We start from the raw sequence: 24,285 nt of genomic DNA, 5'->3' as shown, positions 1-24,285 counted from the left end.
CAATTGGGAGCCGAATAATAATGACATCTGCACATTCCAACACGTCTGCTTACGATCAACTGCGCGCGCTTTTTAGCCGGCTGTCGCGTTTCGGCCACCTGTCCGCCATCGCCGGTTGGGACATGCAAACCATGATGCCGCCGGGCGGCAGCAAGGCACGTTCTGAAGCGTTGGCCGAACTGAGCGTGCTGCAACACCAGATTTTAACCGCGGAAAGCACCGGCGCGCTGTTGGATCGCGCGCAGCAAGAGACGCTGGACGAGCTCGACCGCGCCAATCTGCGCGAGATGCGCCGCCAATATGAGGACGCCGTGTTGCTGCCGGCCTCCCTGGTCGAAGCCAAATCGCTGGCCGGTGCGCGCTGCGAACACGCCTGGCGCGCCCAGCGCCCGGCCAACGACTGGGACGGCTTCGCCGAGAATCTGCGCGAAGTGGTCAAGCTCAGCCGCGAAGAAGCGCAAATCCGCGCGCAGGCGGCCGGCACCAGCCGTTACGACGCCCTGCTCAATCTGTATGAGCCGGGCATGCGCAGCAGCGATCTTGACCGTATCTTCGGCGATTTGAAAACCTGGCTGCCGGATCTGCTGCAGCGCGTGGTGGCCAAACAGGCTAACGAACCCTGCCAGGCGCCGCAAGGCCCGTTCAATGTGGACACCCAACGCCAGCTGAGCCTGAGCGTGATGAAACTGCTCGGCTTCAACTTCGACAATGGCCGCGTCGACGTCAGCGCGCACCCGTTCTGTGGCGGCGTGCCGGAAGATGTGCGCATCACCACGCGTTACAATGACAAAGAGTTTCTGACCGCGCTGCTCGGCATCGTGCACGAGACTGGCCACGCCCGTTACGAACAGAATCTGCCGCGCGATCTGCTCGGCCAGCCGGTCGCTCTGGCCCGTTCCACCGCCATTCACGAATCGCAGAGCCTGCTGTTTGAAATGCAGCTGGCGCGCGGCAATGAGTTCCTGAAAATCTTGCGTCCGTTGGTCACCGCGCAGTTTGGCGAGCAGCCGGCGCTGGAAGAAGCCAACTTCATTCGCCTCAATCAGCGGGTTAAACCGGGCCTGATCCGCGTCGACGCCGACGAGGTGAGCTATCCCGCTCACGTCATCCTGCGCTACGAAATTGAAAAGGCGCTGATCGAAGGCGACATTGAAGTGGAGGACATTCCGGCGCTGTGGAATGAGAAGATGCACGCGTATCTGGGCCTCGACACCATCGGCAACTATCGCAACGGCTGCATGCAGGATATCCATTGGACCGACGGTGCCTTCGGCTACTTCCCGACCTACACGCTCGGCGCGATGTACGCTGCGCAGCTGTTCCACAGCGTGCGCCAGGCGCTGCCATCGCTGAGCGAAGATATCGCCGCCGGCAATCTGCAGCCGCTTTTCCATTGGTTGCAGCATAACATCTGGCGCCACGGCAGCCGTTTCCCGACCGAAACGCTGATCGCCAACGCAACCGGCGAAGCGCTCAACCCGCGCTACTTCCGTCAACATTTGGAAAACCGCTACCTGTAATCCCCCCTGGCGCGGCCCCGGTCGCGCCAGTTTCCCCCTGCTAGACCTGATGGTGTTTCATAGCGCACGACTCTTGCCGACAGCACCTTGGCTACAGAGTGTCGGGTGGCTACCCTCCAAGAGTATGTTGTAACTAAAATAGTAAAAAGCACCAAACCGCTCCGCCTTTCATCCCAGCGCATGACGGGCGATCATCGCCGCCAGTTGCGGCCTCAACGACGCGGGCAGGTCATGCCCCATGCCCGGCATAATATGTAATTCGGCGTTGGCGACTGCGCGGGCGATCGCCACCCCGCCCGCCTTGCGCACCAGCCGATCGCGGTCGCCGTGAATGACCAGCGTCGGCGCGGCGATGCGTCGGCTGTAACGACGCAGATCGCCGCTGCCGAGCAGCGCGGAAAGCTGCCGCTGCATGCCTTCCGGATCCACACCCCGCTTCAACAACCGCTTCACCAGCGCATCCAGCTCCGCCTCCTCCGGCGGATACATCGCGGTGCCAAGCGCGCGTAAAAAGGCTTTCATCCCCTCATGGCGCTGCTGCAGCGTCATATCCGCCGCGGGCCGGCGCACCAATAGCCACAGCAGCGAAGGCGCCGGCGGCGGCAACAACGGCTGGTTGGTGCTGGAGAACAAGATACACAACGAGGCGACGCGCTGCGGGTAGTCGGCGGCCAGCACCTGGGCGATCATTCCCCCCATCGAAGCGCCCAGCACGTGAGCCTGCGGAATACGCAAATGATCGAGCAGATGCGCCGCGTCCGCCGCCATATCCGCCAGGGTATAAGGCACCGGCGTTTGCCAACCGAGCTGGGCGCGCAACATCAGCAGCCACAACGGTTGCGTGCGCTGCCCCTGCGTCTTGCCGGAAAGCCCGACGTCGCGGTTGTCGTAACGGATCACCCGAAATCCCTTGGCCACCAGGGCGCGGCAGAAATCGTCAGGCCACAGCAAAAGCTGCGCGCCGATGCCCATGATGAGCAGCAGCGGCGGATGCGTCTCATCGCCCCAGTCCTCATAGGCCAGCGGCACCTCACCCTGCTCAGTTACGCCACAACGAACCGTTATCTCGTTCATTTTAAATCCCTTTTATCGCATCTGACGGTCATTATAGCAGCAATCCCCCCTGCCGCCGCCGCCCTGTACATTAGGTTACAAGCCGAAACCAATCACTCACGGAAAGCCGCGCGCCGTTTGCCTACTATCATCTCAACGGCCCCGCAGTGGGGTTGATACCCAAAAGTCATATTGAGGATTTTACGATGAAAAAAGTATTAGCTCTGGTTGTTGCCGCTGCAATGGGTCTGTCTTCTGTAGCTTTCGCTGCCGAGGCGGCCACCACCGCACCTGCGGCTACCGCAACCACCGCCACCGCTGCGCCGGCTAAAGCTCAGGTGAAACATCACGGCAAGAAAGCCCCGGTACAGAAAGCTCAGGCGGCCAAAAAGCATCACAAGAAAGCCGGCAAGAAAGCCCCAGCGCAAAAAGCCCAGGCGGCTAAAAAGCACCACAAGAAAGCCAGCCACAAAAAAGCGTAATGACGTGAGGGTCCCCTCACCGCTTCAGGCTTGACGTGTACGACACCCGGTTCGCCGGGTGTTTTTTCATCGGGGGGTTCTCATTGATGCTGCGCCGCTACCTGTTCGAGATCATTCTGACCGCCCTGATCCTTTGTGGACTGATCGCCGTCTTTTTTTATCTGTAGCCTGCCGCGCCGCCGGCGGGAAATTATTGAAAAATCAATTATTGCCCATCCACATGGCTGCTAAATCAGTCTATAGTTAGCATTCAGTGTGTTTATGGATGATCCGTATTTGTCAGGCAAGAGATCTATGCGCATATCCGTTTTACTGTTGCTGTGTTCACTCCCGTTCGTTGCCTCCCAGGCGGCACGCGCCGACGGCCTGTCCAAGACCGAGCAAACGCGCCTGTTTTTTGGCAAAGATGAACGAATCAAGGTCACGGATACCGCCGCCCAGCCGTGGCAGGCCATCGGCCAGGTCGAAACCGCCAGCGGCAATCTGTGTACCGCCACGCTGATCTCCCCGCATCTGGCGTTGACCGCCGGTCACTGCGTGCTGGCGCCGCCGGGGCAATTGGATAAGGCCGTCGCTCTACGCTTCGTGGCGGGCGATAAATCGTGGCAGTATCAAACCGACAATATCGAGACCCTGGTCGACAGCAAGCTGGGCAAAAAGCTGAAGCCTGACGGTGACGGCTGGATCGTGCCGCCCGCCGCCGCCGCCTATGATTTTGCGCTGATCCGGCTGAAAGACAAAAAGCCGCTGCCGATCGCGCCGCTGCCGCTGTGGCAAGGCGACAGCAAAGCGCTGACCCAGGCGCTGAAACAGGCCAAACGGCTGATAACCCAGGCGGGCTACCCGGAAGATCATCTGGATGATCTCTACAGCCACCAAAACTGCAAGGTGACCGGCTGGGCTCAACAAGGCGTGCTGTCGCACCAGTGCGATACCCTGCCGGGCGACAGCGGTTCGCCGCTGCTGCTGAAAACCGCCGACGGCTGGCAACTTATTGCCATCCAAAGCTCGGCGCCGGCGGCGAAAGATCGCTATCGCGCCGATAACCGCGCCCTGGCGGTACCCGGCATCCGCGAAGCCCTGGACGCCCTGGCGACAGGCAAATAATCCCTACTCGGCGGCGTGTAAAGCGCCGTTTTTCTTGCACGGCAGATAATGCGCCGGCCGTTCGCCGACCGGCGCGCCAGCGCTTAGCCCGAAAGCTGCTCGATAGTTTGCAGAATGCGTTTGTCGGAGATCGGGTAAGGCGTGCCCAGCTGCTGCGCGAACAGGCTGACGCGCAGTTCCTCGATCATCCAGCGCACCGCTTTCACCTCTTCTTCCTGCTGCCGCTTCGGCGGCAGCTTGTTCAGCCACTGCTGCCACGCCTGCTGCACCTGCTCCACCCGCAGCATCTGCGCGCGATCGCGGTGCGGATCGATAGCCAGTTTCTCCAACCGGCGCTCGATCGCCTGCAGGTAACGCAGCGTGTCCGGCAGGCGTTTCCATCCGTTGCCGGTGACGAAGCCGCGGTAAACCAGGCCGCCGAGCTGGGTCTTGATGTCCGACAGCGCCAGCGCCAACGACATGTCCACCCGGCCTTTCAGCCGCTTGTTGATGTTGAAGACCGCCGTCAGGATCTGCTCAACCTGCTTGGCCACCTCAACCACCGTGTCGTTCAGCTCGGCGCGGATCTGCTCTTGCAAACGCGCAAAGCCTTCTTCCTGCCAGACCGGGCCGCCGTGTTCGGCGATCAGCTTGTCGATGCCGCACGAAATGCAGTCGTCGATCAGCTCCAGCACCTTGCCGTACGGGTTGAAATAAAGCCCCAGCTTGGCCTTGTTCGGCAGCTTTTCATGCAGGTACTTAATCGGCGAAGGAATATTCAGCAGCAGCAGACGGCGCGTACCTTGCCACATCGCCTGTTGCTGCTCGCTTTCGCTGTCGAACAGGCGGATCGCCACGCTGTCCTTCTCATCCACCAGCGCCGGGTAGGCCTTCATCGAATAGCCGCCGCGCTTCTGCTCGTAGAACGCCGGCAGTTGGCCAAAGCTCCAGACATGCAGATTGCTCTGCTCCAGCCCGTCATCGGCCACCGCCGACAGCGTCTCCTGCACCTTCTCTTTCAGCTGCAGGCGCAGGGCGGACAAATCTTTGCCTTCACGCAGCGTCTGATTCTTCTCGCCCACCACGCGGAAAGTCATTTTCAGGTGATCGGGCACCTGATCCCACTGCCAGTCATCACGTGACACGGTCACGCCAGTCATACGCCGCAGCTCGCGCTCCAGCGCGTCCAGCAGCGGCAATTCCAGCGCCGTAACCCGGCCGAGGAACGCTTCAGCGTAGTTCGGTGCCGGCACGAAGTTGCGGCGCACCGGTTTCGGCAGCGACTTGATCAGCGCGATCACCAGCTCACGGCGGATGCCGGGGATCTGCCACTCGAAGCCCTGCTCCTCAACCTGATTGAGGATCGGCAACGGAATGTGCACCGTCACGCCGTCGGCGTCGGTGCCCGGTTCGAACTGGTAGCTCAGCCGCAGCTTGAGATTGCCCTGATGCCAGAAGTTCGGGTAGTCCAGCGCGCTGATCTTGTTGGCGCCATCCTTGATCAGCATCTCTTTTTCAAAGTTCAGCAGATCCGGCTGCTGTTTGGCCGCGCTCTTCCACCAGCTGTCGAAATGACGGCCGGAGACCACATCGTTGGGGATGCGGCGATCGTAGAAGCCGAACAGCGTTTCGTCGTCCACCAGAATGTCGCGGCGGCGCGATTTATGCTCCAGCTCTTCCACTTCGGCGCGCAGCTTTTGGTTTTCACGGAAGAAGGCGTGGCGCGTCTGCCAGTCGCCCTCCACCAGCGCATGGCGGATAAACAGCTCACGGCACAGCAATGGATCGATGGAGCCATAGTTGACCTGGCGCGCCGCGACGATCGGCAGACCGAACAGCGTGACCTTTTCGCTGGCCATCACCGCCCCTTGCGATTTCGACCAATGCGGCTCGCTGTAGCTGTGCTTCACCAGATGCTGAGCCAGCGGCTCGATCCATTCCGGTTCGATGCGCGCGGCGATGCGCCCCCACAGGCGGCTGGTTTCCACCAATTCGGCCACCATGGTCCACTTCGGCGGCTTCTTGAACAGGCCGGAGCCGGGGAAGATCGAGAAGCGGGCGTTGCGCGCGCCGGTGTATTCCTGCTTGTCCGCATCCTTCTGACCGATGTGCGACAGCAGGCCGGTCAGCAACGCGGTATGCACGCTGCGGTAGTCGGAAGGCGTGCTGTTGATCGGCAGCCCCAGCTCTTTCACCACCTGACGCAGCTGGGTATAGATATCCTGCCACTCGCGCACCCGCAGGTAGTTGAGGAAATCGTTGCGGCACAGCCGGCGGAACTGGCTGGAAGAGTTCGCTTTTTGCTGCTCCTGCAGATAATCCCACAGATTGACGAACGCCAGGAAATCCGAGTCTTTGTCGGCAAAGCGACGGTGTTTTTCATCCGAAGCCTGCTGCTTGTCCATCGGACGCTCACGCGGATCCTGAATCGACAGCGCGGCGGTGATGATCATCACCTCGCGCACGCTGCCGCTCTTCTGCGCTTCCAGCACCATGCGCGCCAGACGCGGATCGATAGGCAACTGCGCCAGCTGCCGGCCCTGCGGCGTCAGCTGGTAATGGCCGTTGTCGGCGGTGGTGATAGCCCCCAGCTCTTCCAGCAGGCGCACGCCATCCTGAATGTTGCGCTTGTCCGGCGCTTCGACGAACGGAAACGCGGCGATGTCGCCCAGCCCCAGCGAGGTCATCTGCAGAATGACCGACGCCAGGTTGGTGCGCAGGATCTCCGGATCGGTAAACGCCGGCCGCGACAGGAAGTCCTGTTCGGAATACAAGCGGATGCACACCCCTTCCGACACGCGGCCGCAACGCCCTTTACGCTGGTTGGCGGAAGCCTGCGACACCGGCTCGATCGGCAGGCGCTGCACCTTGGTACGGAAACTGTAGCGGCTGATGCGCGCGGTGCCCGGATCGATGACGTACTTGATGCCCGGCACCGTCAGCGAAGTTTCCGCCACGTTGGTGGCCAGCACGATGCGGCGGCCGTGGTGCGACTGGAACACCCGGTTCTGCTCGCTGTTCGACAGGCGCGCATACAGCGGCAGCACCTCGGTGTGCGGCAGGTTGAGGCGGTTCAAGGCATCGGCAGTGTCGCGAATTTCACGCTCACCGCTCATGAAGATCAGAATGTCGCCCGGCCCTTCGCGTCCAAGCTCATCCACCGCATCGAAAATCGCCTGCAGCTGGTCGCGATCGGTATCGTCGCCGTCGTCGACCACCGGGCGGTAACGCACCTCCACCGGGTAAGTGCGGCCGGAAACCTCGATGATCGGCGCATTGTTGAAGTGGCGCGAGAAGCGCTGCGGATCGATGGTCGCCGAAGTGATGATCACCTTGAGATCCGGACGCTTCGGCAGCAGTTCACGCAGGTAGCCGAGAATAAAGTCGATGTTAAGACTGCGCTCGTGCGCTTCATCGATGATCAGCGTGTCGTACTGCATCAGCAGGCGATCCTGCTGAATCTCTGCCAGCAAGATGCCGTCGGTCATCAGCTTGACCAGGGTGTTTTCCCCCACCTGATCGTTGAAGCGCACCTTGTAACCGACGCTGCCGCCGAGCGGGGTTTCCAGCTCGTCGGCGATGCGGTTGGCGACGGTGCGCGCCGCCAGGCGGCGCGGCTGGGTGTGGCCGATCAGCCCTTTCACCCCACGCCCCAGCTCCAGACAAATCTTCGGCAACTGAGTGGTTTTCCCCGAGCCGGTCTCCCCGGCGACGATCACCACCTGGTGATCGCGGATAGCGTTTAAAATGTCCTGCTTTTTCTGACTGACCGGCAGGCTTTCCGGGTAGGAAATGCGCGGGCAAGACGCGGCGCGCGCCTGCACTTTCTGCCGCGCCGCCGCGATGTCGCTTTCGACTTCGGCGGCGACCGCCAGCTGGGCATCGGGATTTTTGATTTTTCGTGCGCCCTGCAGGCGACGATGCAGGCGTTGTTGATCGCGGAGCATCAGCTCGCCCAGTTGGGCCGGCAGTGCCTCGAGCGGAGATTTCACGTTCGGTGTTCCTTGTTTCATCGCGGCCAAGACCAGGCTTAGCAACGGTTTAATGTTTTTTTAGCGATTTTTTTGCTTTAGCCGCACAGCGTATCACAAACGGCTTTTTCGCCCTACTTCCGCGAGCAAAGCCTCGGCATGTCATTCAATAAAATCGAACGAAGATCTCGAAATATTGCGCTATCACTGTCGGAGGAATGTGAATAGCATGTACTTCATGCAAGGGACGCTGAGTCCTGATGTCACTGTCACAACGTAAGGAATTATCGATGAGCAAAGTATTGGTTCTGAAATCAAGCATCCTGGCGACCTACTCTCAGTCTAACCAACTGGCCGATTTCTTCGTAGAGCAATGGAGCAACGCCCACAGCGGCGACACCATCACCGTACGCGATCTGGCCGCACAGCCAATCCCGGTGCTGGACGGCGAACTGGTTGGCGCGCTGCGTCCTTCCGATGCTCCGTTGACCCCGCGTCAACAAGAAGCGCTGGCGCTGTCGGACGAACTGATCGCCGAGCTGCAGGCCAATGACGTCATCGTGATTGCCGCCCCGATGTACAACTTCAACATCCCGACCCAGCTGAAAAACTATTTCGATCTGGTTGCCCGCGCCGGCGTAACCTTCCGCTACACCGAAAACGGTCCGGAAGGCCTGGTGAAAAACAAACGCGCCGTGATCCTGACCAGCCGCGGCGGTATCCATAAAGGCACGCCAACCGACCTGGTAGAACCTTACCTGCGTCTGTTCCTGGGCTTCATCGGCATCACCGACGTGGAGTTCGTCTTCGCGGAAGGCATCGCCTACGGCCCGGAAGTGGCCACCAAAGCCCAGGAAGACGCCAAAGCGGCCCTGTCTCAGGTGGTTGCCGCCTAAGATCCCGCGCAGGGGCGCCATGCCCCTGCCGGACAAGACGCCAGTCCTGTCAAACCTGCACTACCCTCATAATAATCATCTATCCGTATCTCTTGGCGCGCCAGACGGCGCGCTTTTTTTATTTCTGCAGCCACTGGCCGTTGATGCCGCGCACATACTCGCCGCTCTGCGCACGCGTCACCAGCTTCTGCCCGGCCATGCGCGCCACTTCGTCGACGGCGATATGGTTGCCGTCCGCCACTTCCTGATACTTCTCGGCGCGGCCGGCGTTGATGCGCTTCACCAGCGCCAGCGTTTCCGCATCCTGTTTCACCGGCGCAATATAGCCGCTCAGGGTTTCGCCCACCCGCCCTTGCTGCTTCGCCTCATCCAGCGTCAGCGCCATCGCCACGCTGCTGAACAGCCAGGCGGCGCCGGCCAGCCACACATAACGTTTTTTCATGTCGGCTCCTAGAACAGACCGCTTTGGGTTTTCAGCAGGTTTTCGACGTCCTTATCCACCTTGATATGAATCTCATGCTCGATCTTGACGTTCATATTGATGGTGATCGGATCCTTCGGCGTCGCCACCTCGATGCGCGGCACGCAGCCGCTCAGCAGCGAAACGCACAGCACCGCTGCCAGCGCCGGCACACTCATGATTTTCATTGTTGTTCCCCAGGTTGTGAGAGGGCCTGCTCCAGCCACTCCTGTAAATTGTCGCCGAAGCGCAAACTGCGCCACAGCTGAAACACGTTTTCCTGATGGCGATAGTTCAGGATCACCTCGCGCTTGGCGCTCTTCTGCGGGTTGATGCCGTCGATGCGCGCGCTCAGCGTCAGCTCGCCCAGGTTATCGAGATCGACCCGGGCGTGCGAACGGTTGATTTCCATGTAGCGCAGCCAGTCGATCGCGGCGCCGGTCGCCAGGTTATTGCTGCCGATGGCGTCGGCCATGTCTTTGTCCAGCCGCAGCGTCAGGGTGCCGGCGTTGGCGATCCAGCCGTTTTGCACCAGCCATTTCGGGTGGTTCAGGAACAGCGGCAGCTCGCCGTCGACCCGGCCGGACATCGCGAACTGCTTGGGTTTCAGGGCGGTGAACAACGCGCTGAGATCGACCTTGTCCAGCTTCAGCACCGCGGCGTCATGCTGCGGCAACCGCAGCGCCGACAGGCTGATATGGCCGTTGAGCATGTCCACGCCGACGTTGCTTAACGTCAGCGGCCGCCCTTCGCTGTAAGGATAGGTGCCCTGCAGATCGGCGGAAATGTTCTGCATCTCGAACAGGTTGGTGAAAGACTTGATGCGCAGCGACACCGGCTGTTTAGCCCCCAATTGCCACTGATGCTGCTTGAACCGGTACGACAGGATGAAATCCAGGCCGCTCATTTCCCCGTCTTTCAGCCACATGCCGCCGTTTTTCACCACCCAGTGGCCACCGGCCTCGAACCCTTGCTCACGGGCGGCGGAGAACGCCGACTGGGCGTAAAATTCGCCGTCGCGCAGCGTGAGATTAAGATCCGGCGCCAGCAGCGGCTGGAAGACCTTCAGCGACTGTTTCGGCCACCAGCCCTCACCGCGCAGGCGTTCGCCGTCCCAACGGCCGCGCAGCGCGATCGGCCCGATCTGCTGCGCCTGCAGTTTGCCCTGCAGCTGGAAACTGTCCGGCGAACGGCCATTCAGCTGCAGCGCCAGCACCGGTGCCGGCAGATGGCCGCCGTCGCTGAAGCTGACCTTATTCGCCGCCAGTTGTAATTCGCCGTTGAACTGCGGGTTTTGTTCATCACGCTGCCAGCGCAGCGGCTGATTGAGGCTCAAGCGCGGCGCGGCGACCGTCACCAGGCCGTACTTCAATTTATCGAAGCCGGTGGAAAGCTTGTCGAGCACCAGCTCGCTGTCCTGCCAGCGGCCGCTGCCGGCGACGTCCCAGGCGGCCTGCAGCGGCGGCAAACGGCCATTCCCCCAGTAACGCCATTGCCAGTCGCCCTTGTCTGGCCAGAAATCCTGCGCCTGGCCATCCAGGTGCAGCTTGAAACGCCCCCAGTAACTGTCGCTGGCGCTCAAAATCGCCTGCAGACGGCCGGTGATACCGGCGGCGGTCACTTTCACCCCCGCCAGCGGCAAGCGCGCCTCGTCCAGCTTCATTTCCGGGGACACTTTGCCCCACAGGCGCAGCAGCGAGCCCGGCTGCAGCACCAGCGTCGGGTTGAGAATGCTGCCGCCGATCACACCCGGGATCGACGCCGTGGTGGAGAAGTCGGCCAGATTGGCCTGGCCGGTCAGTTGGAAACGCAGATCGCTGTCGGTCAAGCCTACCTTACCCGGCCCGAGGGTCAGCACCGCATTGCCCTTTCCATTATGGCCGGCGGTGATCACGTTCAGCCGCGCGCTGATCTCTGTTTCATCCAGCCCTTTGCTCCAATCGTGCAGCGCGACGCTCAGGCCGCCGTTCAACGGTTGCCCGCTGTACGGCCAACGCCACTCGCCCTGCTTGATGCTGACGCGCTGCGGCGTCACTTCCCACGGCAACACCGCCAGCGGCCGATCGTCGCCTTTTTCGCTCACCGTCAACACACCCTGCTGCTGTTGCCAGCGCATGTCCAGCAACACCGGTTTTTCCAGATAGGCGGTCTGCATTTCCCCCTGCAGCGCGCCCTGCGCCGGCAGGCTGGCCAGATCCAGCGGAATGGTTATCTTGCCGGCGAGGTGCAGCGGTTGCGCGCTGTTGGGCGGGAGGACGGTCAGGCTCTGCAACGTCAACTGCTGTTTTTCATCCAGCTGCGCCTCGGCGCTGAGATTCGGCCCCTGATAATGCAGGCGTTGCCCGTCAGTGCCGGAGGTAAGCTGCAGCTTGCCGGCATAGCGCTGCCAGGGAATGAGCGTCAGCTCGTTAATCGTGAGATCCAGCGGCGGCAGCTGCCGCTGCAGCTGGTCGAGCGCCAGCGGCGCGCTGTTTTCGTCGCCGCCCGGCAGTTTTGACAAACAGGCGCTATCGACGCTGACCTTATCGCTCGACAGCTGCCAGCGGCCTTGCCGGTAAGCCAGTCGCGTCGGTCCGACGTTGGCCAGCAGGCAATCTTGCGCGCTGAAACGCGCCCCCGCCAACGCCAGACCGCCCTGGCGCCAATGCAATCCGCCCTGCAATTCCAGTCGGCTTCCCGCCGGCAACCAATGCGATAACACCCCCGGCAGCCAGCGCGGCAAGGTTTGCCACAACGCCAGCACCAGGATTGCGCCACCCGCCACCGTCCCTATGAATACTTTCAATCGCCTGGTCATTAAATGATTGCTTCGTTCCTGAGTTAGGCATTCGTTAAGTCTATGCCTGAATTGACAATAATGATGGCACGAATTTGACATAGGGTGAAGCTGAGCGCGGTCGCAGAGGCGATTTGCACCCTTTTGGCGCAAACGTATGCGGGATTGTAGATTTTCGTTACATATACATCACATGAATGAGACGGTTTTCAGACTTTTGTTATTGTCGTTACCGTTGATGATTAATAGTCTTGCAAGCATTCTAATAAAAGTTTAGCTGCTAGCTAACTGTGTACTAGAGAAGCCATTCCCCACACCCCCGTGGGGATTTTTTTGTCACTCGCCACCACCGTCGCCTTCCCTTCACCGTACCAAGCCCCCAGCGCAGCCCGACAGCGGCGATTTCGGCCATGTCGGAAATGGCTAACCAATTGTCGAATTTACTAAAATCTGTTAAATTGATCACAAAATCACGGTGGAGAAACCACGATGAAATTGGCGATATACAGTACCAAACAGTATGACCGTAAATATCTCGAACTGGTGAATCAGCAGTTTGGCTATGAGCTGGAATTCTTCGACTTTTTACTCAGCAAAAAAACCGCCAAAACGGCCGCCGGGTGCAAGGCGGTGTGTATCTTCGTCAACGACGACGGCAGCCGTGAAGTGCTCGAAGAACTGGCGGCGCTGGGGGTCGAGATCCTCGCCCTGCGCTGCGCCGGTTTTAATAACGTCGATCTGGACGCCGCCAAAGAGCTGGGCATCAAAGTGGTGCGCGTGCCGGCCTACTCGCCGGAGGCCGTGGCGGAACACGCGGTTGGCATGATGATGTGCCTGAACCGCCGTATTCACCGCGCCTATCAACGCACCCGCGACGCCAACTTCTCGCTGGAAGGGCTGATCGGTTTTAACATGCACAACCGCACCGCCGGCGTGATCGGCACCGGTAAAATCGGCGTGGCGACGATGCGCATTCTGAAAGGCTTCGGCATGAAGCTGCTGGCCTACGATCCATTCCCGAGCGAACAGGCGCTGGAGCTGGGGGCGGAATATGTCGATCTGAAAACGCTGTACGCACAGTCCGACGTGATCACCCTGCATTGCCCGCTGACGCCGGAAAACCACCATCTGCTGAATGCCGACGCTTTCGCGATGATGAAAAACGGCGTCATGGTGATCAACACCAGCCGCGGCGCGCTGATTGACTCGACCGCCGCCATCGACGCGCTGAAGCAACAGAAAATCGGCGCGCTGGGGATGGATGTCTACGAGAACGAGCGCGACCTGTTCTTTGAAGACAAGTCTAACGATGTGATTCAGGATGACGTGTTCCGCCGCCTGTCGGCCTGCCATAACGTGCTGTTCACCGGCCATCAGGCCTTCCTGACCGAAGAGGCGCTGACCAGCATTTCGCAAACCACGCTGCAGAACATCAGCCAGTTGGATCGCGGCGAAACCTGCCCGAACCAGTTGAACGCCTGAACCTGATCTCAGGGCGCCGCCAAGGCGCCCTGTTTATTTGAGAGAGCGACGATGAGAAAAGTCACGATGGCCGCCCTGGCGGCGTTGGCCTTAGCGGGGTGCAATATGAAACCGCACGCGACCGTCACGCCCGGCGACCTGCTGCATCATAATTTCGTGTTGCAGAGCGTGGATGGTGAAGCGGCAAAAGCCCCAACGGGCAGCGGCCTGCTCAATCTGGAGTTCGGCGAGCACCTGCACGTGTCCGGCACGATGTGCAACCGCTTCTTCGGGCAGGGGCAATTACGCGACGGTGTGCTGACAGTGAAACCGCTGGCCACGACGCGCAAGCTGTGCCCTGATGCGCAGCGCAACCGCTGGGATCACGTCATCGGCGCCGTGCTGGAAAACGGCGCCGACGTGACGCTAAACGCCCAACGGCTGACGCTGAGCGGCAGCGGCCACACGCTGGTTTATACCCTGCGCGACTGGGTGTATTGACCTGCGCGCCGGGTCTGGCGCCGCGGGCTTATCCGGCGCAGCTGCCCAGGCCCAGCGTGCGTTCCTCACACTGTTTGCCGTTCGGCATCTGGCACATGCGCAGCGCTTCGCCGTTCAAGTTGTGCGCGATGGTGGTGACGCCGCCGACCGCCGCGCAACCGGCGCTGGTCTGCAACGTATTGATTCTGGCACTGTTACCCTGCTGTACTGGCTCTTCGTTATTGCTGCTGCAGGCGGCTAAAAGCAGCACGGCGCTGGCAAGCAGCCATTTTGATGTCGTCATTATCCCACTCCTGAACCCGGAACTGCGCTGTGTAAAATCGCCATTGCTGATAACGCGCGTCACTTGGCGGACACGTTTCGCTATCTTTGATGCAAACTTGTTTAATCTAGCTCGATATATAAATAATGAAAATATATTCCGGCCATTATTTATCGTTTTTTTGCGCCGGCCGGACATTTATTTTGTTTGCAGAATATTTCCGTCGTGGCGCGAAGCGCCAAACGTGACGGCGCCACCCGCCGTCTGGGCCCGGAGGCAGGCAGAAAGTGATAACGTCACCGCTGCCGGCGGCGCCGCTTTTAGCGGCGATATGGGTATTAATTAGCCCCGCGTGCTTTCGCCATGACGGCGCATTTTTTGCTACCGGAGAGAACGATATTTACGTCTATGCTGACGGCGCTAACTAATTAGCATTCCACTATTTTCAGTGAATGATGGCTGAATTCTTCAACCGGCGCGGCTCGCTGTCACGCCGGCTTTTTTTTACATCAAAATAACACTCAGTGCACCGAGGCTTTCGACAGTAAATTAATCACCAGCACGCCGGCAATAATTAATCCCATGCCGACGATCGCCGGCCAATCCAATTTTTGCTGATAAACGAATACCGCAGCAACCGACACCAGCACGATCCCCATGCCCGACCAGATCGCGTACACGATGCCCAACGGCATGCTTTTCACCACCATCGACAGCCCCCAAAATGCCACGCCGTAGCCCAGCACTACCAGCAACGACGGCCACAGGCGGGTAAAACCCTCGGAGGCTTTCAACATGGTGGTGGCGATCACTTCTGCGACGATCGCCATCGCTAAATACATAAATGCGCTCATGGTTTTCTTCTGTCAGTTTACCGATAGGCAATTATGACCCGCCGGAAATAAATTGTCTTTAAACGGCGAAAACAATTTATTGGCGTGACGTTTCTCCACAGAGGAAATAGCCGCCCCCGGCCGCATTGCCGATTTATCGCTCGCCACACAAATGCGATAAAGCCACGTTCAAACCCTCTGTTAGACTTTTTTCCATTACTGCGAAAGCGTGCTTTCGCGGCTTTGTGAGCAATGAAAAGGTAACGTCGATGATAACTACAGATGGTAATAATGCAGTCGCTTCCGTGGCCTATCGCACCAACGAAGTGATTGCCATCTACCCTATCACGCCAAGTTCTACCATGGCTGAGCAGGCGGACGCCTGGTCCGGCGATGGCCGGCAAAATATCTGGGGCGATATCCCCCGGGTGGTGGAAATGCAGTCGGAAGGCGGCGCGATCGCCACCGTGCACGGGGCTTTGCAAACCGGTGCGCTGTCGACCTCGTTCACCTCATCGCAGGGTCTGCTGCTGATGATCCCCACACTGTACAAACTGGCCGGCGAGCTGACGCCATTCGTACTGCACGTCGCCGCGCGCACCGTGGCTACGCACGCGCTGTCGATCTTCGGCGACCATTCGGACGTGATGGCGGTACGCCAGACCGGCTGCGCCATGCTGTGCGCCGGCAGCGTGCAGGAAGCGCAGGACTTCGCGTTGATCTCGCAGACCGCCACCCTCAACGCGCGCGTGCCGTTTATTCATTTCTTCGATGGGTTCCGCACCTCGCACGAAATCAACAAGATCGTGCCGCTGAGCGACGATACGCTGCGACAAATGCTGCCGCAGGGAGCGATCGACGCTCACCGCAGCCGGGCGCTGTCGCCGGATCATCCGGTGGTGCGCGGCACTTCCGCCAACCCGGATACCTATTTCCAGTCGCGCGAAGCCACCAACCCGTGGTATGACGCCACCGGCCAGCACGTGATCGAGGCCATGGAAGCCTTCGCCGCCCTCACCGGCCGCCACTATCGGCCGTTCGACTATTACGGCCATCCGCAGGCCGAGCGCGTGGTGGTGATGATGGGGTCCGCCGCCGGCACCTGCGAAGAAGTGATCGACACCCTGCTGACCCGCGGCGAGAAAGTCGGCGTGCTGAAAGTTCGGCTGTTCCGGCCGTTTTCCGCCAAACACCTGCTCGGCGCACTGCCCGACAGCGTGCACAGCGTCGCGGTGCTCGACCGTACCAAAGAACCGGGCGCGCTGGCCGAACCGCTGTATCTGGACGTGATGACCGCGCTGGCGGAAGCCTACAGCCGGGGGGAGCGCGCCACGCTGCCGCGGGTGATCGGCGGCCGTTACGGGCTGTCTTCGAAAGAGTTCGGCCCGGACTGTGCGCTGGCGGTGTTCCGCGAGTTGGCGCAGCCGCAGCCGCGCCCGCGTTTCACCGTCGGCATCTTCGATGATGTCACCGGCCTTTCGCTGCCGCTGAGCGACGAAATCCTGCCGCAGCGCGCCTCGCTGGAAGCACTGTTCTACGGTTTAGGCAGCGACGGCTCGGTCTCGGCCACCAAGAACAACATAAAAATCATCGGCAACGCCACGCCGCTGTATGCCCAGGGCTATTTCGTCTACGACTCCAAAAAGGCCGGCGGCCTGACGGTATCGCACCTGCGCGTCAGCGAGCAGCCGATCAACTCGGCCTATCTGGTCAGCCGCGCGGACTTCGTCGGCTGCCACCAGCTGCAGTTTATCGATAAGTACCAGATGGTCGAACGCCTGAAGCCCGGCGGTACCTTCCTGCTCAATACCCCTTACGGCGCCGACGAGGTCTGGTCGCGCCTGCCGCAGGAAGTTCAGGCGCTGCTGCACCAACGCCAGGCGCGTTTCTATATCATCAACGCCGCCAAGCTGGCGCGTGAATGCCGGCTCGGCGCACGCATCAACACCGTGATGCAGATGGCGTTCTTCCATCTGACGCAGATCTTGCCGAGCGACGTGGCGCTGCAACAGCTGCAGGACGCCATCGCCCGCAGCTACAGCAGCAAGGGCCAGGAGATCGTCGAGCGCAACTGGCAGGCGCTGGGCGCCACCCGCAGCGCGCTGATTGAAATTCCGCTGCAGCCGGTCGACGGCAGCAGCCCGATGCGCCCGCCGGTGGTCTCGGACGCCGCCCCGGACTTCGTCAAAACCGTTACCGCGGCGATGCTGGCCGGGCTGGGCGATGCGCTGCCGGTTTCCGCCTTCCCGCCGGATGGCACCTGGCCGGTGGGCACTACCCAATGGGAAAAGCGCAACATCGCCGAAGAGATCCCGGTCTGGCAGCCCGATCTCTGTACTCAGTGCAACCACTGCGTCGCCGCCTGCCCGCACTCCGCCATTCGCGCCAAGGTGGTTCAACCGGCCGAGATGGAACACGCGCCCGCTTCCCTGCAGTCTCTGGATGTGAAAGCGCGCGATATGCGCGGGCAAAAATACGTGCTGCAAGTGGCGCCGGAGGATTGTACCGGCTGCAACCTGTGCGTCGAGGTCTGCCCGGCGAAAGATCGCCAGAACCCGGAGATCAAGGCGATTAACATGGCTTCGCGCCTCGATAATCTGACGGCGGAAAAAGACAACTACGACTTCTTCCTGCAGCTGCCGGAAATCGATCCGGCGCAGCTGGAGCGCATCGACATTCGCACCTCGCAACTGATCACGCCGCTGTTCGAGTACTCCGGCGCCTGTTCCGGCTGCGGCGAAACGCCGTACATCAAACTGTTGACCCAGCTCTACGGCGATCGTTTGCTGATCGCCAACGCCACCGGCTGCTCGTCAATTTACGGCGGCAACCTGCCGACCACGCCGTATACCACCAACGCCGAAGGGCGCGGGCCGGCGTGGGCCAACTCGCTGTTCGAGGACAACGCCGAATTCGGCCTGGGCTTCCGCCTGACGGTCGATCAACATCGCGCGCGGGTGCTGCGCCTGCTGAACGCGCTGGCGCCGCAGCTGCCGGAGCAGTTGGTCAACGCTCTGCAGATGGCCGACGTGGCGCCGGAGCCGCGCCGTAAGCAAATCGCCGAACTGCGCACGCAACTTGCGAGTATTGAAGGCGCAGACGCGCGTCAGCTGGCGGCCGATGCCGACTATCTGGTGGATAAATCCATCTGGCTGATCGGCGGTGACGGCTGGGCCTACGACATCGGCTTCGGCGGTTTGGATCACGTTCTCAGCCTGACCGAGAACGTCAACGTGCTGGTGCTCGACACCCAGTGCTACTCCAATACCGGCGGCCAGCAGTCGAAGGCCACGCCGCTCGGCGCGGTGACCAAATTCGGCGAACACGGCAAGCGCAAAGCGCGCAAGGATCTGGGCGTCAGCATGATGATGTATGGTCATGTCTACGTCGCGCAAATCTCGCTGGGGGCGCAGCTCAATCAAACGGTGAAAGCGATTCAGGAAGCCGAGGCCTATCCGGGGCCGTCGCTGATCATCGCCTACAGCCCGTGCGAAGAGCACGGCTACGATCTGGCGCTCAGCCACGATCAGATGAAACAGCTGACCGCCACCGGCTTCTGGCCGCTGTACCGCTTCGATCCGCGCCGCAGCGCCGAGGGCAAGGCCGCATTGGCGCTGGACTCCCGGCCGCCGAACAGCAGCCTGGCTGAAACGCTGCTGAACGAGCAGCGCTTCCGTCGCCTGAACTCGCAGCAGCCGGAAGTGGCCAGCGCACTGTACCAGGCCGCGGAAAAAGAGCTGAAGGAGAAATACGACTTCCTCAGCCTGCTGGCCGGCAAGGCGGAAAAATCCGCCGCCGAGTAACCCCATCAGGGCGCGAGCGATTCGCGCCCTGATGCTTTTCCTTCTATCCTCATTGCAATTGCACAAGAAGCTACAGTGAGCCAAGGAACGCATGGAAATCATTATCTCAGATCGCCGCCATTCGGAGGCATTGGTCGATATCATCATCGAAATGGAAGAATATTATTTCGGCTCCGACGCGCTAAAACGCCGAGAGGTGCTTCCTTACCTCAATAACGCCCTATTTGGCCCCTATTCAGGCATCACCGTTGCCACGGCCTGGTCGCAAGACAAGGTTTGCGGATTTTGTACCTTTTGCATCATGCACCCCGCCCCGAAGCTCAGCGGCCAAATGTTTATGAAAGAGCTGTTCGTCAGCCGCACGGCCAGAGGATTGGGCGTAGGCAAGGCAATGATGCGTTTTATCGCAACCATTGCGCTCGAACATGGCTGTAGCCGCCTGGACTGGACAGCTGAAAAGACCAACCCCAACGCCGGGCTTTTTTATCGCCGGCTTGGCGCCGAGGAAATCACCGCCAAACAGTACTTCCGTCTCGAAAGCGACGCGTTGCGCGCTTTCGCGCGACCCGGTGACGAGTAATTCACCAATCCCCCTCTGCTGCGAAGGCGATCGTTGGGATGACTCAATAAAACCTGCTGGCATTCCTGCGCGCAATCCGTACCATACAGGCCTCGCGTCGGGTGTATGGATGCATGATGATGAATAATGATCAAAATCGACCGGTTGAATGGTAAACTTGCGGTCTAAAACGCCATGCCCCTAGTGCCCCCCATTGAGAATGAGCACGATTTAAATGTCAGAAAAGCAATCCGTTAGCCAAAAAGAGCAATACAACCTGAACAAATTGCAAAAGCGCCTGCGCCGCAACGTGGGCGAAGCGATCGCCGATTTCAATATGATTGAAGAAGGCGACCGCATCATGGTCTGCCTGTCCGGCGGCAAAGACAGCTACACCATGCTGGAAATCCTGCGCAATCTGCAGCAGAGCGCGCCGGTCAACTTCTCGCTGATCGCGGTAAACCTCGATCAGAAGCAACCCGGCTTCCCGGAGCATATTCTGCCCGCCTACCTGGAAAGCCTGGGGGTGGAGTACAAGATCGTCGAAGAGAACACCTACAGCATCGTCAAAGACAAGATCCCGGAAGGCAAAACCACCTGCTCACTGTGCTCGCGCCTGCGCCGCGGTATTCTGTACCGCACCGCCACCGAGCTGGGTGCCACCAAGATCGCGCTGGGTCACCACCGCGACGACATTCTGCAGACGCTGTTCCTCAATATGTTCTACGGCGGCAAGATGAAAGGCATGCCGCCCAAGCTGATGAGCGACGACGGCAAGCACGTGGTCATTCGCCCGCTGGCCTATTGCCGCGAGAAAGACATCGAGCGTTTCTCGATCGCCAAAGAATTCCCGATCATCCCATGCAACCTGTGCGGCTCACAGCCTAACCTGCAGCGCCAGGTCATCGGCGATATGCTGCGCGACTGGGACAAACGTTACCCGGGCCGGTTGGAAACCATGTTCAGCGCCATGCAAAACGTGGTGCCTTCGCATCTGAGCGATATCAACCTGTTCGATTTCAAAGGCATCCAACACGGTAGCGCCGTGGTGGACGGCGGCGATTTGGCCTTCGATCGTGAAGACATTCCGATGCAGCCGGTCGGTTGGCAGCCGGAAGACGCGGATGACGCAGCGCCTGCGCCGGAGCGTTTGAACGTGCTGGAAATCAAATAACGCCCTTCGCCGCTTGCCCCCTACAAGCGGCGACATTTCTCTCTCTCGACGATCTCGATCCTGTTCACAGTTTGCGCAAAATTTACTGGGCTGTGCCGTTTTTACCCTATACTGTGTATTTATACAGTTACATGGAGATCGCGCAATGAATATCACCCCCTGCCTGTCCCACGTCTCGCTTGGCACCAACGATTTTGCTGCCGCCGCCGCCTTTTACGATCGCACGCTGGCCGCCCTGGGTTGCCGCCGCGTACTGGAGCATCCCGGCGCTATCGGTTATGGCCGCGACTACCCGGAGTTCTGGCTGCAGGTGCCGATCGACGGCCACCCCGCCTCGCTCGGCAACGGCACGCACGTCGGCTTTTTCGCCACCAGCAAGCAACAGGTAGATGAGTTCCACCGCCAGGCGCTGCTGGCCGGCGCCGTCGATGAAGGCGCGCCCGGTTCGCGGCCGCACTACGGCGAGGCCTACTACGGCTGCTTTGTCCGTGATTTGGATGGGCACAAGATTGAAGCCAGCTTCTGGGATGAAAGCGCGGCCTGAGGAAGCGAGAAAGCGGAATAAAAAAATGCCGGTGATTAAACCGGCATTGTACGAATCAAATGTGCTATGCAGTAATTCAAAAATAAGAAAGTAAGACAATTATGGAGCGCAACGCCCATCGCTTGACGTTGCATTCACCTGCGAGAGAGATCATGCCCCATTTGCCCCGGCTAAATGTTGATATTGCTCAATGTTAACCGGGTTTTCATCATTTTTGCCTATAGCCAGCGGCTGCGCTTCAGCCACCAGGCTACGCCTCCTACCAGCGCCAACAGCATCAGGCAGAAAGTACCGAAACCAAATGACGCCGTGTTGCCCGGGATGCCGCCCAGGTTGACGCCGAACAGCCCGGTCAGGAAGGTGGTGGGCAAAAATACCATCGCCAACAATGACATGGTGTAAGTGCGGCGGTTCATCGCGTCGGCCATCACCGTGGTGATTTCGTCGGACAATATGGCGGTGCGCGCGATGCTGCCGTCCAGATCGTCCAATCCCCGACCCAGCCGATCGGCGATGTCCTGCATGCGGCGGCGATCGTCATCGCTCATCCACGGCAGGCGGTCGCTGGCCAGCCGCGCGAAGACGTCGCGCTGCGGCGCCATGTAACGACGCAACACGATCAGCTGTTTACGGATCAATGCCAGCTGGCCGCGCTCCGGCACCTGCTGCTCCAGCAATGCGTCCTCCAGGTCGATAATCCGGTCGTGCAGATCTTCGATGAATTCACTGGTGTGATCGGTCAACGCATCGGAAATTTCCACCAGCCAGTTGCCGCTGTTGGTTGGCCCAGCGCCGCTTTGCAGATCGTTCACCACCTGATCGATGGAATAGACCTTGCGATGCCGGGTGGAGAGAATCAGTTTGTCGGTGATGTACACGCGGATGGTGACCAGCTGATCCGGCCGCGAGTTGGCGTTGAAGTTGATGCTGCGCAGAGTGATCATGGTGCCTTCGCCCTGGCGACTGACGCGCGGCCGTGAGCTTTCGCCGGAGAGCGCTTCACGCACCGAGTCCGGCAATAACGGTGTGGTGCTCAGCCATTCGGCGCTGGCCGGGTGCGCGTAATCAAGATGCAGCCAGCACGGTGCGTCGCAGGTAATCTTGTCATCCTGCTCGATCGACGTTACGCCCCCCTTACCGTCCAACTGGTAGGCGTAAACCGCATCGGCGACCTGCAGCTCGCTCCCCTCAATCACATCCATTCATTTATCCCCTCAAGTCTTGCTTATGTTGCTGAGTCTAGCGTTAACGCCTTGGAGATCAAAGGCCAAGCTGTAACGCCAGTTTGCACAACGAACGAAAAGCGTGCTCTATACTTCAGGCGAGGAAACATCAGCGCAAACAGAGGAGCAAAAATGGCGGGAAGTGCTGAATCAGGCGCAATACATTCTGCATCGATCCTGACGGCTCTGCGCCGCCTGCTCGGTACCGTGGTAGCGGCCACGCTGTTCACCAGCCAACCGCTGCATGCAGAACCGACGCTGGGGCGCATCTCCACGCCTTTTCACGTAACGACGGCGGCCGGCGATGTCACTTACTATGTCGCCCATGAGCACAGCGCACAGCCGCGAAGCGCACTGGTGGTGATACACGGTCACCCGCGCGATGTCGCTAAGACGTTGCAAGCGGCGATCGATGCCGCACAGGCAGCGGGAAGCACCGGCAATACGCTGCTGGTCGCCCCGCTGTTTCAAGTGCCGGAGAAACTCGCCACACACTGCCATTCCACCGGCCTGCCCCGGCCACAAGACGGCGATGCCCTGTGGCGCTGTGGCTCTTGGATCGAAGGCGGTTTGGATAATCGCGGGAAAGCCGGCTCGTTCAACGCCATGGATAAGCTGTTGGCCGATCTGCATCGGCGCTGGCCGTCGCTGCAGACGATAACCCTGGCCGGTTTTTCCGCCGGCGCCCAGTTCGTGCAGCATTATGTCGGCTTCGCCAACCCGCCGGACGGAGTGCGTGTGCGTTATGTGGTGGCCGATCCCGGCAGCTGGCTCTATTTTGACAGCCTGCGGCCCCAGCCGACAAACTGGGAGAACTGCACCAGTGAAAAAACGTGCCGTTTTCACTGGCAAACGGCGGACGCCGGACAGTGTCCACAGGCCAACCGCTGGAAATACGGCCTGGAAACGTTTCCCGCTCACCTGCAGCGCACCGCCGACGCGGCCCGCCGGCGCTACGCCGCCGCCGATATCACCTATCTGGCCGCCGCCGATGATACCGGCGCCGTACCGGGTGCCTACTATCGGATACTCGACAAGTCCTGCGCCGCCGAGCTACAGGGTCCCTATCGGCTGCAGCGCGCCCTGGCCTATGCTGACTATGATCGACGTTATCTGGCGCCGGATAAACCGCATCGGTTAACGATCGTACCCGGCTGTGGGCACAACGTCGCCTGTGTCTTTCCGGCTCCGGCGGCCAGGCCGGCGCTCTTTCCCATTAATGCAGACTAATAATAACGGCAATGAAATAAACCACCGCCGATAAATCAGACAATATCGCCGATAAAGCGCTGGCAATGCCGTTATTATTATGACTTAACATATTGCTATCAATTTTAATTCAAAATGATAATAATAAATCAACACAAAGCTGTTTCAGCGCAAATTTTAGGGGCATATACTTTTCTCACTACGAGGAGGTAGTTATGTTACGCGACCATTTAAAAATAAACGCCAGCGATACGTTGGAAAAAATCAGCAATATTCATTTGCAAAACCAGGGCCAGGAAGAGATCAGTGAGTTTGTCGTGAAAAACGCCGCCGGCCTGCAAATTGGCAAGGTTTCCGTTCACGATCGTTTCAGCACCCGCCGCTCTTACCCCACCAGCTACCGCATCACTCAAACCGATATGAGCGGCCGCGTGGTGGTGGATGCCATGCGGGACTGCCTATAAGCGTAGCC

General features: G+C 59.9%; 21 protein-coding genes. 13 read left to right on the top strand and 8 right to left on the bottom strand.

Going from position 1 to position 24,285, the window contains the following annotated elements:
- Positions 1-20: 20 nt before the first annotated feature.
- Positions 21-1,520, top strand: a complete 1,500-nt coding sequence (locus AAIE04_RS13570) for a carboxypeptidase M32 (protein ID WP_063919553.1) — start codon at positions 21-23, stop codon at positions 1,518-1,520.
- 168 nt (positions 1,521-1,688) lie between these two features.
- On the opposite strand, the gene AAIE04_RS13565 is transcribed toward AAIE04_RS13570, so the two are convergent.
- Positions 1,689-2,594 (bottom strand): alpha/beta fold hydrolase, encoded by a 906-nt coding sequence (locus tag AAIE04_RS13565; protein WP_043128968.1) that lies wholly within the window; start codon positions 2,592-2,594, stop codon positions 1,689-1,691.
- 185 nt (positions 2,595-2,779) lie between these two features.
- Between AAIE04_RS13565 and asr the strand changes: the two genes are divergently transcribed.
- From asr to AAIE04_RS13550, 3 genes are all read left to right on the top strand, one after another.
- Entirely contained in the window at positions 2,780-3,055 is a 276-nt protein-coding gene (asr, locus tag AAIE04_RS13560) for an acid resistance repetitive basic protein Asr (RefSeq protein ID WP_025302975.1), read from the top strand.
- Positions 3,056-3,141: 86 nt separating this feature from the next.
- On the top strand, positions 3,142-3,222 hold the full coding sequence (gene ydgU, locus AAIE04_RS13555; protein ID WP_456301727.1) for a small membrane protein YdgU: 81 nt from the start codon (positions 3,142-3,144) through the stop codon (positions 3,220-3,222).
- A gap of 127 nt (positions 3,223-3,349) precedes the next feature.
- Positions 3,350-4,162 (top strand): trypsin-like serine peptidase, encoded by an 813-nt coding sequence (locus AAIE04_RS13550; protein WP_498577119.1) that lies wholly within the window; start codon positions 3,350-3,352, stop codon positions 4,160-4,162.
- A gap of 83 nt (positions 4,163-4,245) precedes the next feature.
- On the opposite strand, the gene hrpA is transcribed toward AAIE04_RS13550, so the two are convergent.
- On the bottom strand, positions 4,246-8,133 hold the full coding sequence (hrpA, locus tag AAIE04_RS13545; RefSeq protein ID WP_498577118.1) for an ATP-dependent RNA helicase HrpA: 3,888 nt from the start codon (positions 8,131-8,133) through the stop codon (positions 4,246-4,248).
- Between the two features lie 269 nt (positions 8,134-8,402).
- Here hrpA and azoR point away from each other — a divergent pair, with 269 nt between their 5' ends.
- Positions 8,403-9,008, top strand: coding sequence for an FMN-dependent NADH-azoreductase (gene azoR, locus AAIE04_RS13540; protein ID WP_019452650.1), 606 nt, complete (start codon positions 8,403-8,405; stop codon positions 9,006-9,008).
- Between the two features lie 118 nt (positions 9,009-9,126).
- On the opposite strand, the gene AAIE04_RS13535 is transcribed toward azoR, so the two are convergent.
- The 3 genes from AAIE04_RS13535 to AAIE04_RS13525 are packed head-to-tail and all read right to left on the bottom strand — an operon-like array spanning position 9,127 to position 12,265.
- Entirely contained in the window at positions 9,127-9,450 is a 324-nt protein-coding gene (locus tag AAIE04_RS13535) for a YdbL family probable chaperone protein (protein ID WP_074054119.1), read from the bottom strand.
- Between the two features lie 8 nt (positions 9,451-9,458).
- The gene (locus tag AAIE04_RS13530) at positions 9,459-9,656 is read right to left on the bottom strand and encodes a YnbE family lipoprotein (RefSeq protein WP_038880327.1); all 198 of its coding nucleotides are present in this window, start codon (positions 9,654-9,656) and stop codon (positions 9,459-9,461) included.
- On the bottom strand, positions 9,653-12,265 hold the full coding sequence (locus tag AAIE04_RS13525; protein ID WP_498577117.1) for a YdbH family protein: 2,613 nt from the start codon (positions 12,263-12,265) through the stop codon (positions 9,653-9,655). Before AAIE04_RS13525 ends, AAIE04_RS13530 begins: the two co-directional genes overlap by 4 nt.
- A 468-nt stretch (positions 12,266-12,733) precedes the next feature.
- On the opposite strand from AAIE04_RS13525, the gene AAIE04_RS13520 reads away from it, so the two are divergent.
- Positions 12,734-13,726, top strand: coding sequence for a 2-hydroxyacid dehydrogenase (locus AAIE04_RS13520; RefSeq protein ID WP_015377997.1), 993 nt, complete (start codon positions 12,734-12,736; stop codon positions 13,724-13,726).
- 51 nt (positions 13,727-13,777) lie between these two features.
- Positions 13,778-14,206, top strand: a complete 429-nt coding sequence (gene hslJ / locus AAIE04_RS13515; RefSeq protein ID WP_498577116.1) for a heat shock protein HslJ — start codon at positions 13,778-13,780, stop codon at positions 14,204-14,206.
- Between the two features lie 28 nt (positions 14,207-14,234).
- Here hslJ and AAIE04_RS13510 read toward each other — a convergent pair whose 3' ends face one another.
- A complete protein-coding gene (locus AAIE04_RS13510) occupies positions 14,235-14,489 on the bottom strand; it encodes a DUF333 domain-containing protein (protein WP_015377999.1) in 255 nt (84 codons plus the stop codon).
- A 500-nt stretch (positions 14,490-14,989) separates the two neighbouring features.
- Positions 14,990-15,322, bottom strand: a complete 333-nt coding sequence (gene ssmE, locus AAIE04_RS13505; RefSeq protein WP_025159776.1) for a multidrug efflux SMR transporter SsmE — start codon at positions 15,320-15,322, stop codon at positions 14,990-14,992.
- Between the two features lie 248 nt (positions 15,323-15,570).
- Here ssmE and nifJ point away from each other — a divergent pair, with 248 nt between their 5' ends.
- The 4 genes from nifJ (at position 15,571) to AAIE04_RS13485 (ending at position 21,381) form a co-directional block, all read left to right on the top strand.
- A complete protein-coding gene (gene nifJ, locus AAIE04_RS13500; protein WP_498577115.1) occupies positions 15,571-19,104 on the top strand; it encodes a pyruvate:ferredoxin (flavodoxin) oxidoreductase in 3,534 nt (1,177 codons plus the stop codon).
- A gap of 91 nt (positions 19,105-19,195) precedes the next feature.
- The gene (locus AAIE04_RS13495; protein ID WP_498577114.1) at positions 19,196-19,684 is read left to right on the top strand and encodes a GNAT family N-acetyltransferase; all 489 of its coding nucleotides are present in this window, start codon (positions 19,196-19,198) and stop codon (positions 19,682-19,684) included.
- A 214-nt stretch (positions 19,685-19,898) separates the two neighbouring features.
- Entirely contained in the window at positions 19,899-20,837 is a 939-nt protein-coding gene (gene ttcA / locus AAIE04_RS13490) for a tRNA 2-thiocytidine(32) synthetase TtcA (RefSeq protein WP_019452656.1), read from the top strand.
- 145 nt (positions 20,838-20,982) lie between these two features.
- Positions 20,983-21,381, top strand: a complete 399-nt coding sequence (locus AAIE04_RS13485) for a VOC family protein (protein WP_019452657.1) — start codon at positions 20,983-20,985, stop codon at positions 21,379-21,381.
- A gap of 218 nt (positions 21,382-21,599) precedes the next feature.
- On the opposite strand, the gene zntB is transcribed toward AAIE04_RS13485, so the two are convergent.
- Positions 21,600-22,583, bottom strand: a complete 984-nt coding sequence (gene zntB / locus AAIE04_RS13480) for a zinc transporter ZntB (RefSeq protein ID WP_019452658.1) — start codon at positions 22,581-22,583, stop codon at positions 21,600-21,602.
- A gap of 153 nt (positions 22,584-22,736) precedes the next feature.
- Between zntB and AAIE04_RS13475 the strand changes: the two genes are divergently transcribed.
- Complete coding sequence (locus AAIE04_RS13475; protein ID WP_498577113.1) at positions 22,737-23,834, top strand: hypothetical protein; 1,098 nt, start codon at positions 22,737-22,739, stop codon at positions 23,832-23,834.
- Positions 23,835-24,028: 194 nt separating this feature from the next.
- Positions 24,029-24,277: a hypothetical protein gene (locus tag AAIE04_RS13470; protein WP_004930507.1), complete on the top strand. Its 249-nt coding sequence runs from the start codon at positions 24,029-24,031 to the stop codon at positions 24,275-24,277.
- Positions 24,278-24,285: the final 8 nt, after the last annotated feature.

This window comes from Serratia sp. Ae19-1, assembly GCF_059801225.1.
This window is presented reverse-complemented; position numbering and strand designations above follow the sequence as displayed.

Bases quoted from the DNA above. Each gene is read 5' to 3' on its own strand.
- AAIE04_RS13570 (WP_063919553.1), top strand. From the start codon at position 21: ATGACATCTGCACATTCCAACACGTCTGCTTACGATCAACTGCGCGCG.
- AAIE04_RS13565 (WP_043128968.1), bottom strand. From the start codon at position 2,594: ATGAACGAGATAACGGTTCGTTGTGGCGTAACTGAGCAGGGTGAGGTG.
- asr (WP_025302975.1), top strand. From the start codon at position 2,780: ATGAAAAAAGTATTAGCTCTGGTTGTTGCCGCTGCAATGGGTCTGTCT.
- ydgU (WP_456301727.1), top strand. From the start codon at position 3,142: ATGCTGCGCCGCTACCTGTTCGAGATCATTCTGACCGCCCTGATCCTT.
- AAIE04_RS13550 (WP_498577119.1), top strand. From the start codon at position 3,350: ATGCGCATATCCGTTTTACTGTTGCTGTGTTCACTCCCGTTCGTTGCC.
- azoR (WP_019452650.1), top strand. From the start codon at position 8,403: ATGAGCAAAGTATTGGTTCTGAAATCAAGCATCCTGGCGACCTACTCT.
- AAIE04_RS13535 (WP_074054119.1), bottom strand. From the start codon at position 9,450: ATGAAAAAACGTTATGTGTGGCTGGCCGGCGCCGCCTGGCTGTTCAGC.
- AAIE04_RS13530 (WP_038880327.1), bottom strand. From the start codon at position 9,656: ATGAAAATCATGAGTGTGCCGGCGCTGGCAGCGGTGCTGTGCGTTTCG.
- AAIE04_RS13525 (WP_498577117.1), bottom strand. From the start codon at position 12,265: ATGACCAGGCGATTGAAAGTATTCATAGGGACGGTGGCGGGTGGCGCA.
- AAIE04_RS13520 (WP_015377997.1), top strand. From the start codon at position 12,734: ATGAAATTGGCGATATACAGTACCAAACAGTATGACCGTAAATATCTC.
- hslJ (WP_498577116.1), top strand. From the start codon at position 13,778: ATGAGAAAAGTCACGATGGCCGCCCTGGCGGCGTTGGCCTTAGCGGGG.
- AAIE04_RS13510 (WP_015377999.1), bottom strand. From the start codon at position 14,489: ATGACGACATCAAAATGGCTGCTTGCCAGCGCCGTGCTGCTTTTAGCC.
- ssmE (WP_025159776.1), bottom strand. From the start codon at position 15,322: ATGAGCGCATTTATGTATTTAGCGATGGCGATCGTCGCAGAAGTGATC.
- nifJ (WP_498577115.1), top strand. From the start codon at position 15,571: ATGATAACTACAGATGGTAATAATGCAGTCGCTTCCGTGGCCTATCGC.
- AAIE04_RS13495 (WP_498577114.1), top strand. From the start codon at position 19,196: ATGGAAATCATTATCTCAGATCGCCGCCATTCGGAGGCATTGGTCGAT.
- ttcA (WP_019452656.1), top strand. From the start codon at position 19,899: ATGTCAGAAAAGCAATCCGTTAGCCAAAAAGAGCAATACAACCTGAAC.
- AAIE04_RS13485 (WP_019452657.1), top strand. From the start codon at position 20,983: ATGAATATCACCCCCTGCCTGTCCCACGTCTCGCTTGGCACCAACGAT.
- zntB (WP_019452658.1), bottom strand. From the start codon at position 22,583: ATGGATGTGATTGAGGGGAGCGAGCTGCAGGTCGCCGATGCGGTTTAC.
- AAIE04_RS13475 (WP_498577113.1), top strand. From the start codon at position 22,737: ATGGCGGGAAGTGCTGAATCAGGCGCAATACATTCTGCATCGATCCTG.
- AAIE04_RS13470 (WP_004930507.1), top strand. From the start codon at position 24,029: ATGTTACGCGACCATTTAAAAATAAACGCCAGCGATACGTTGGAAAAA.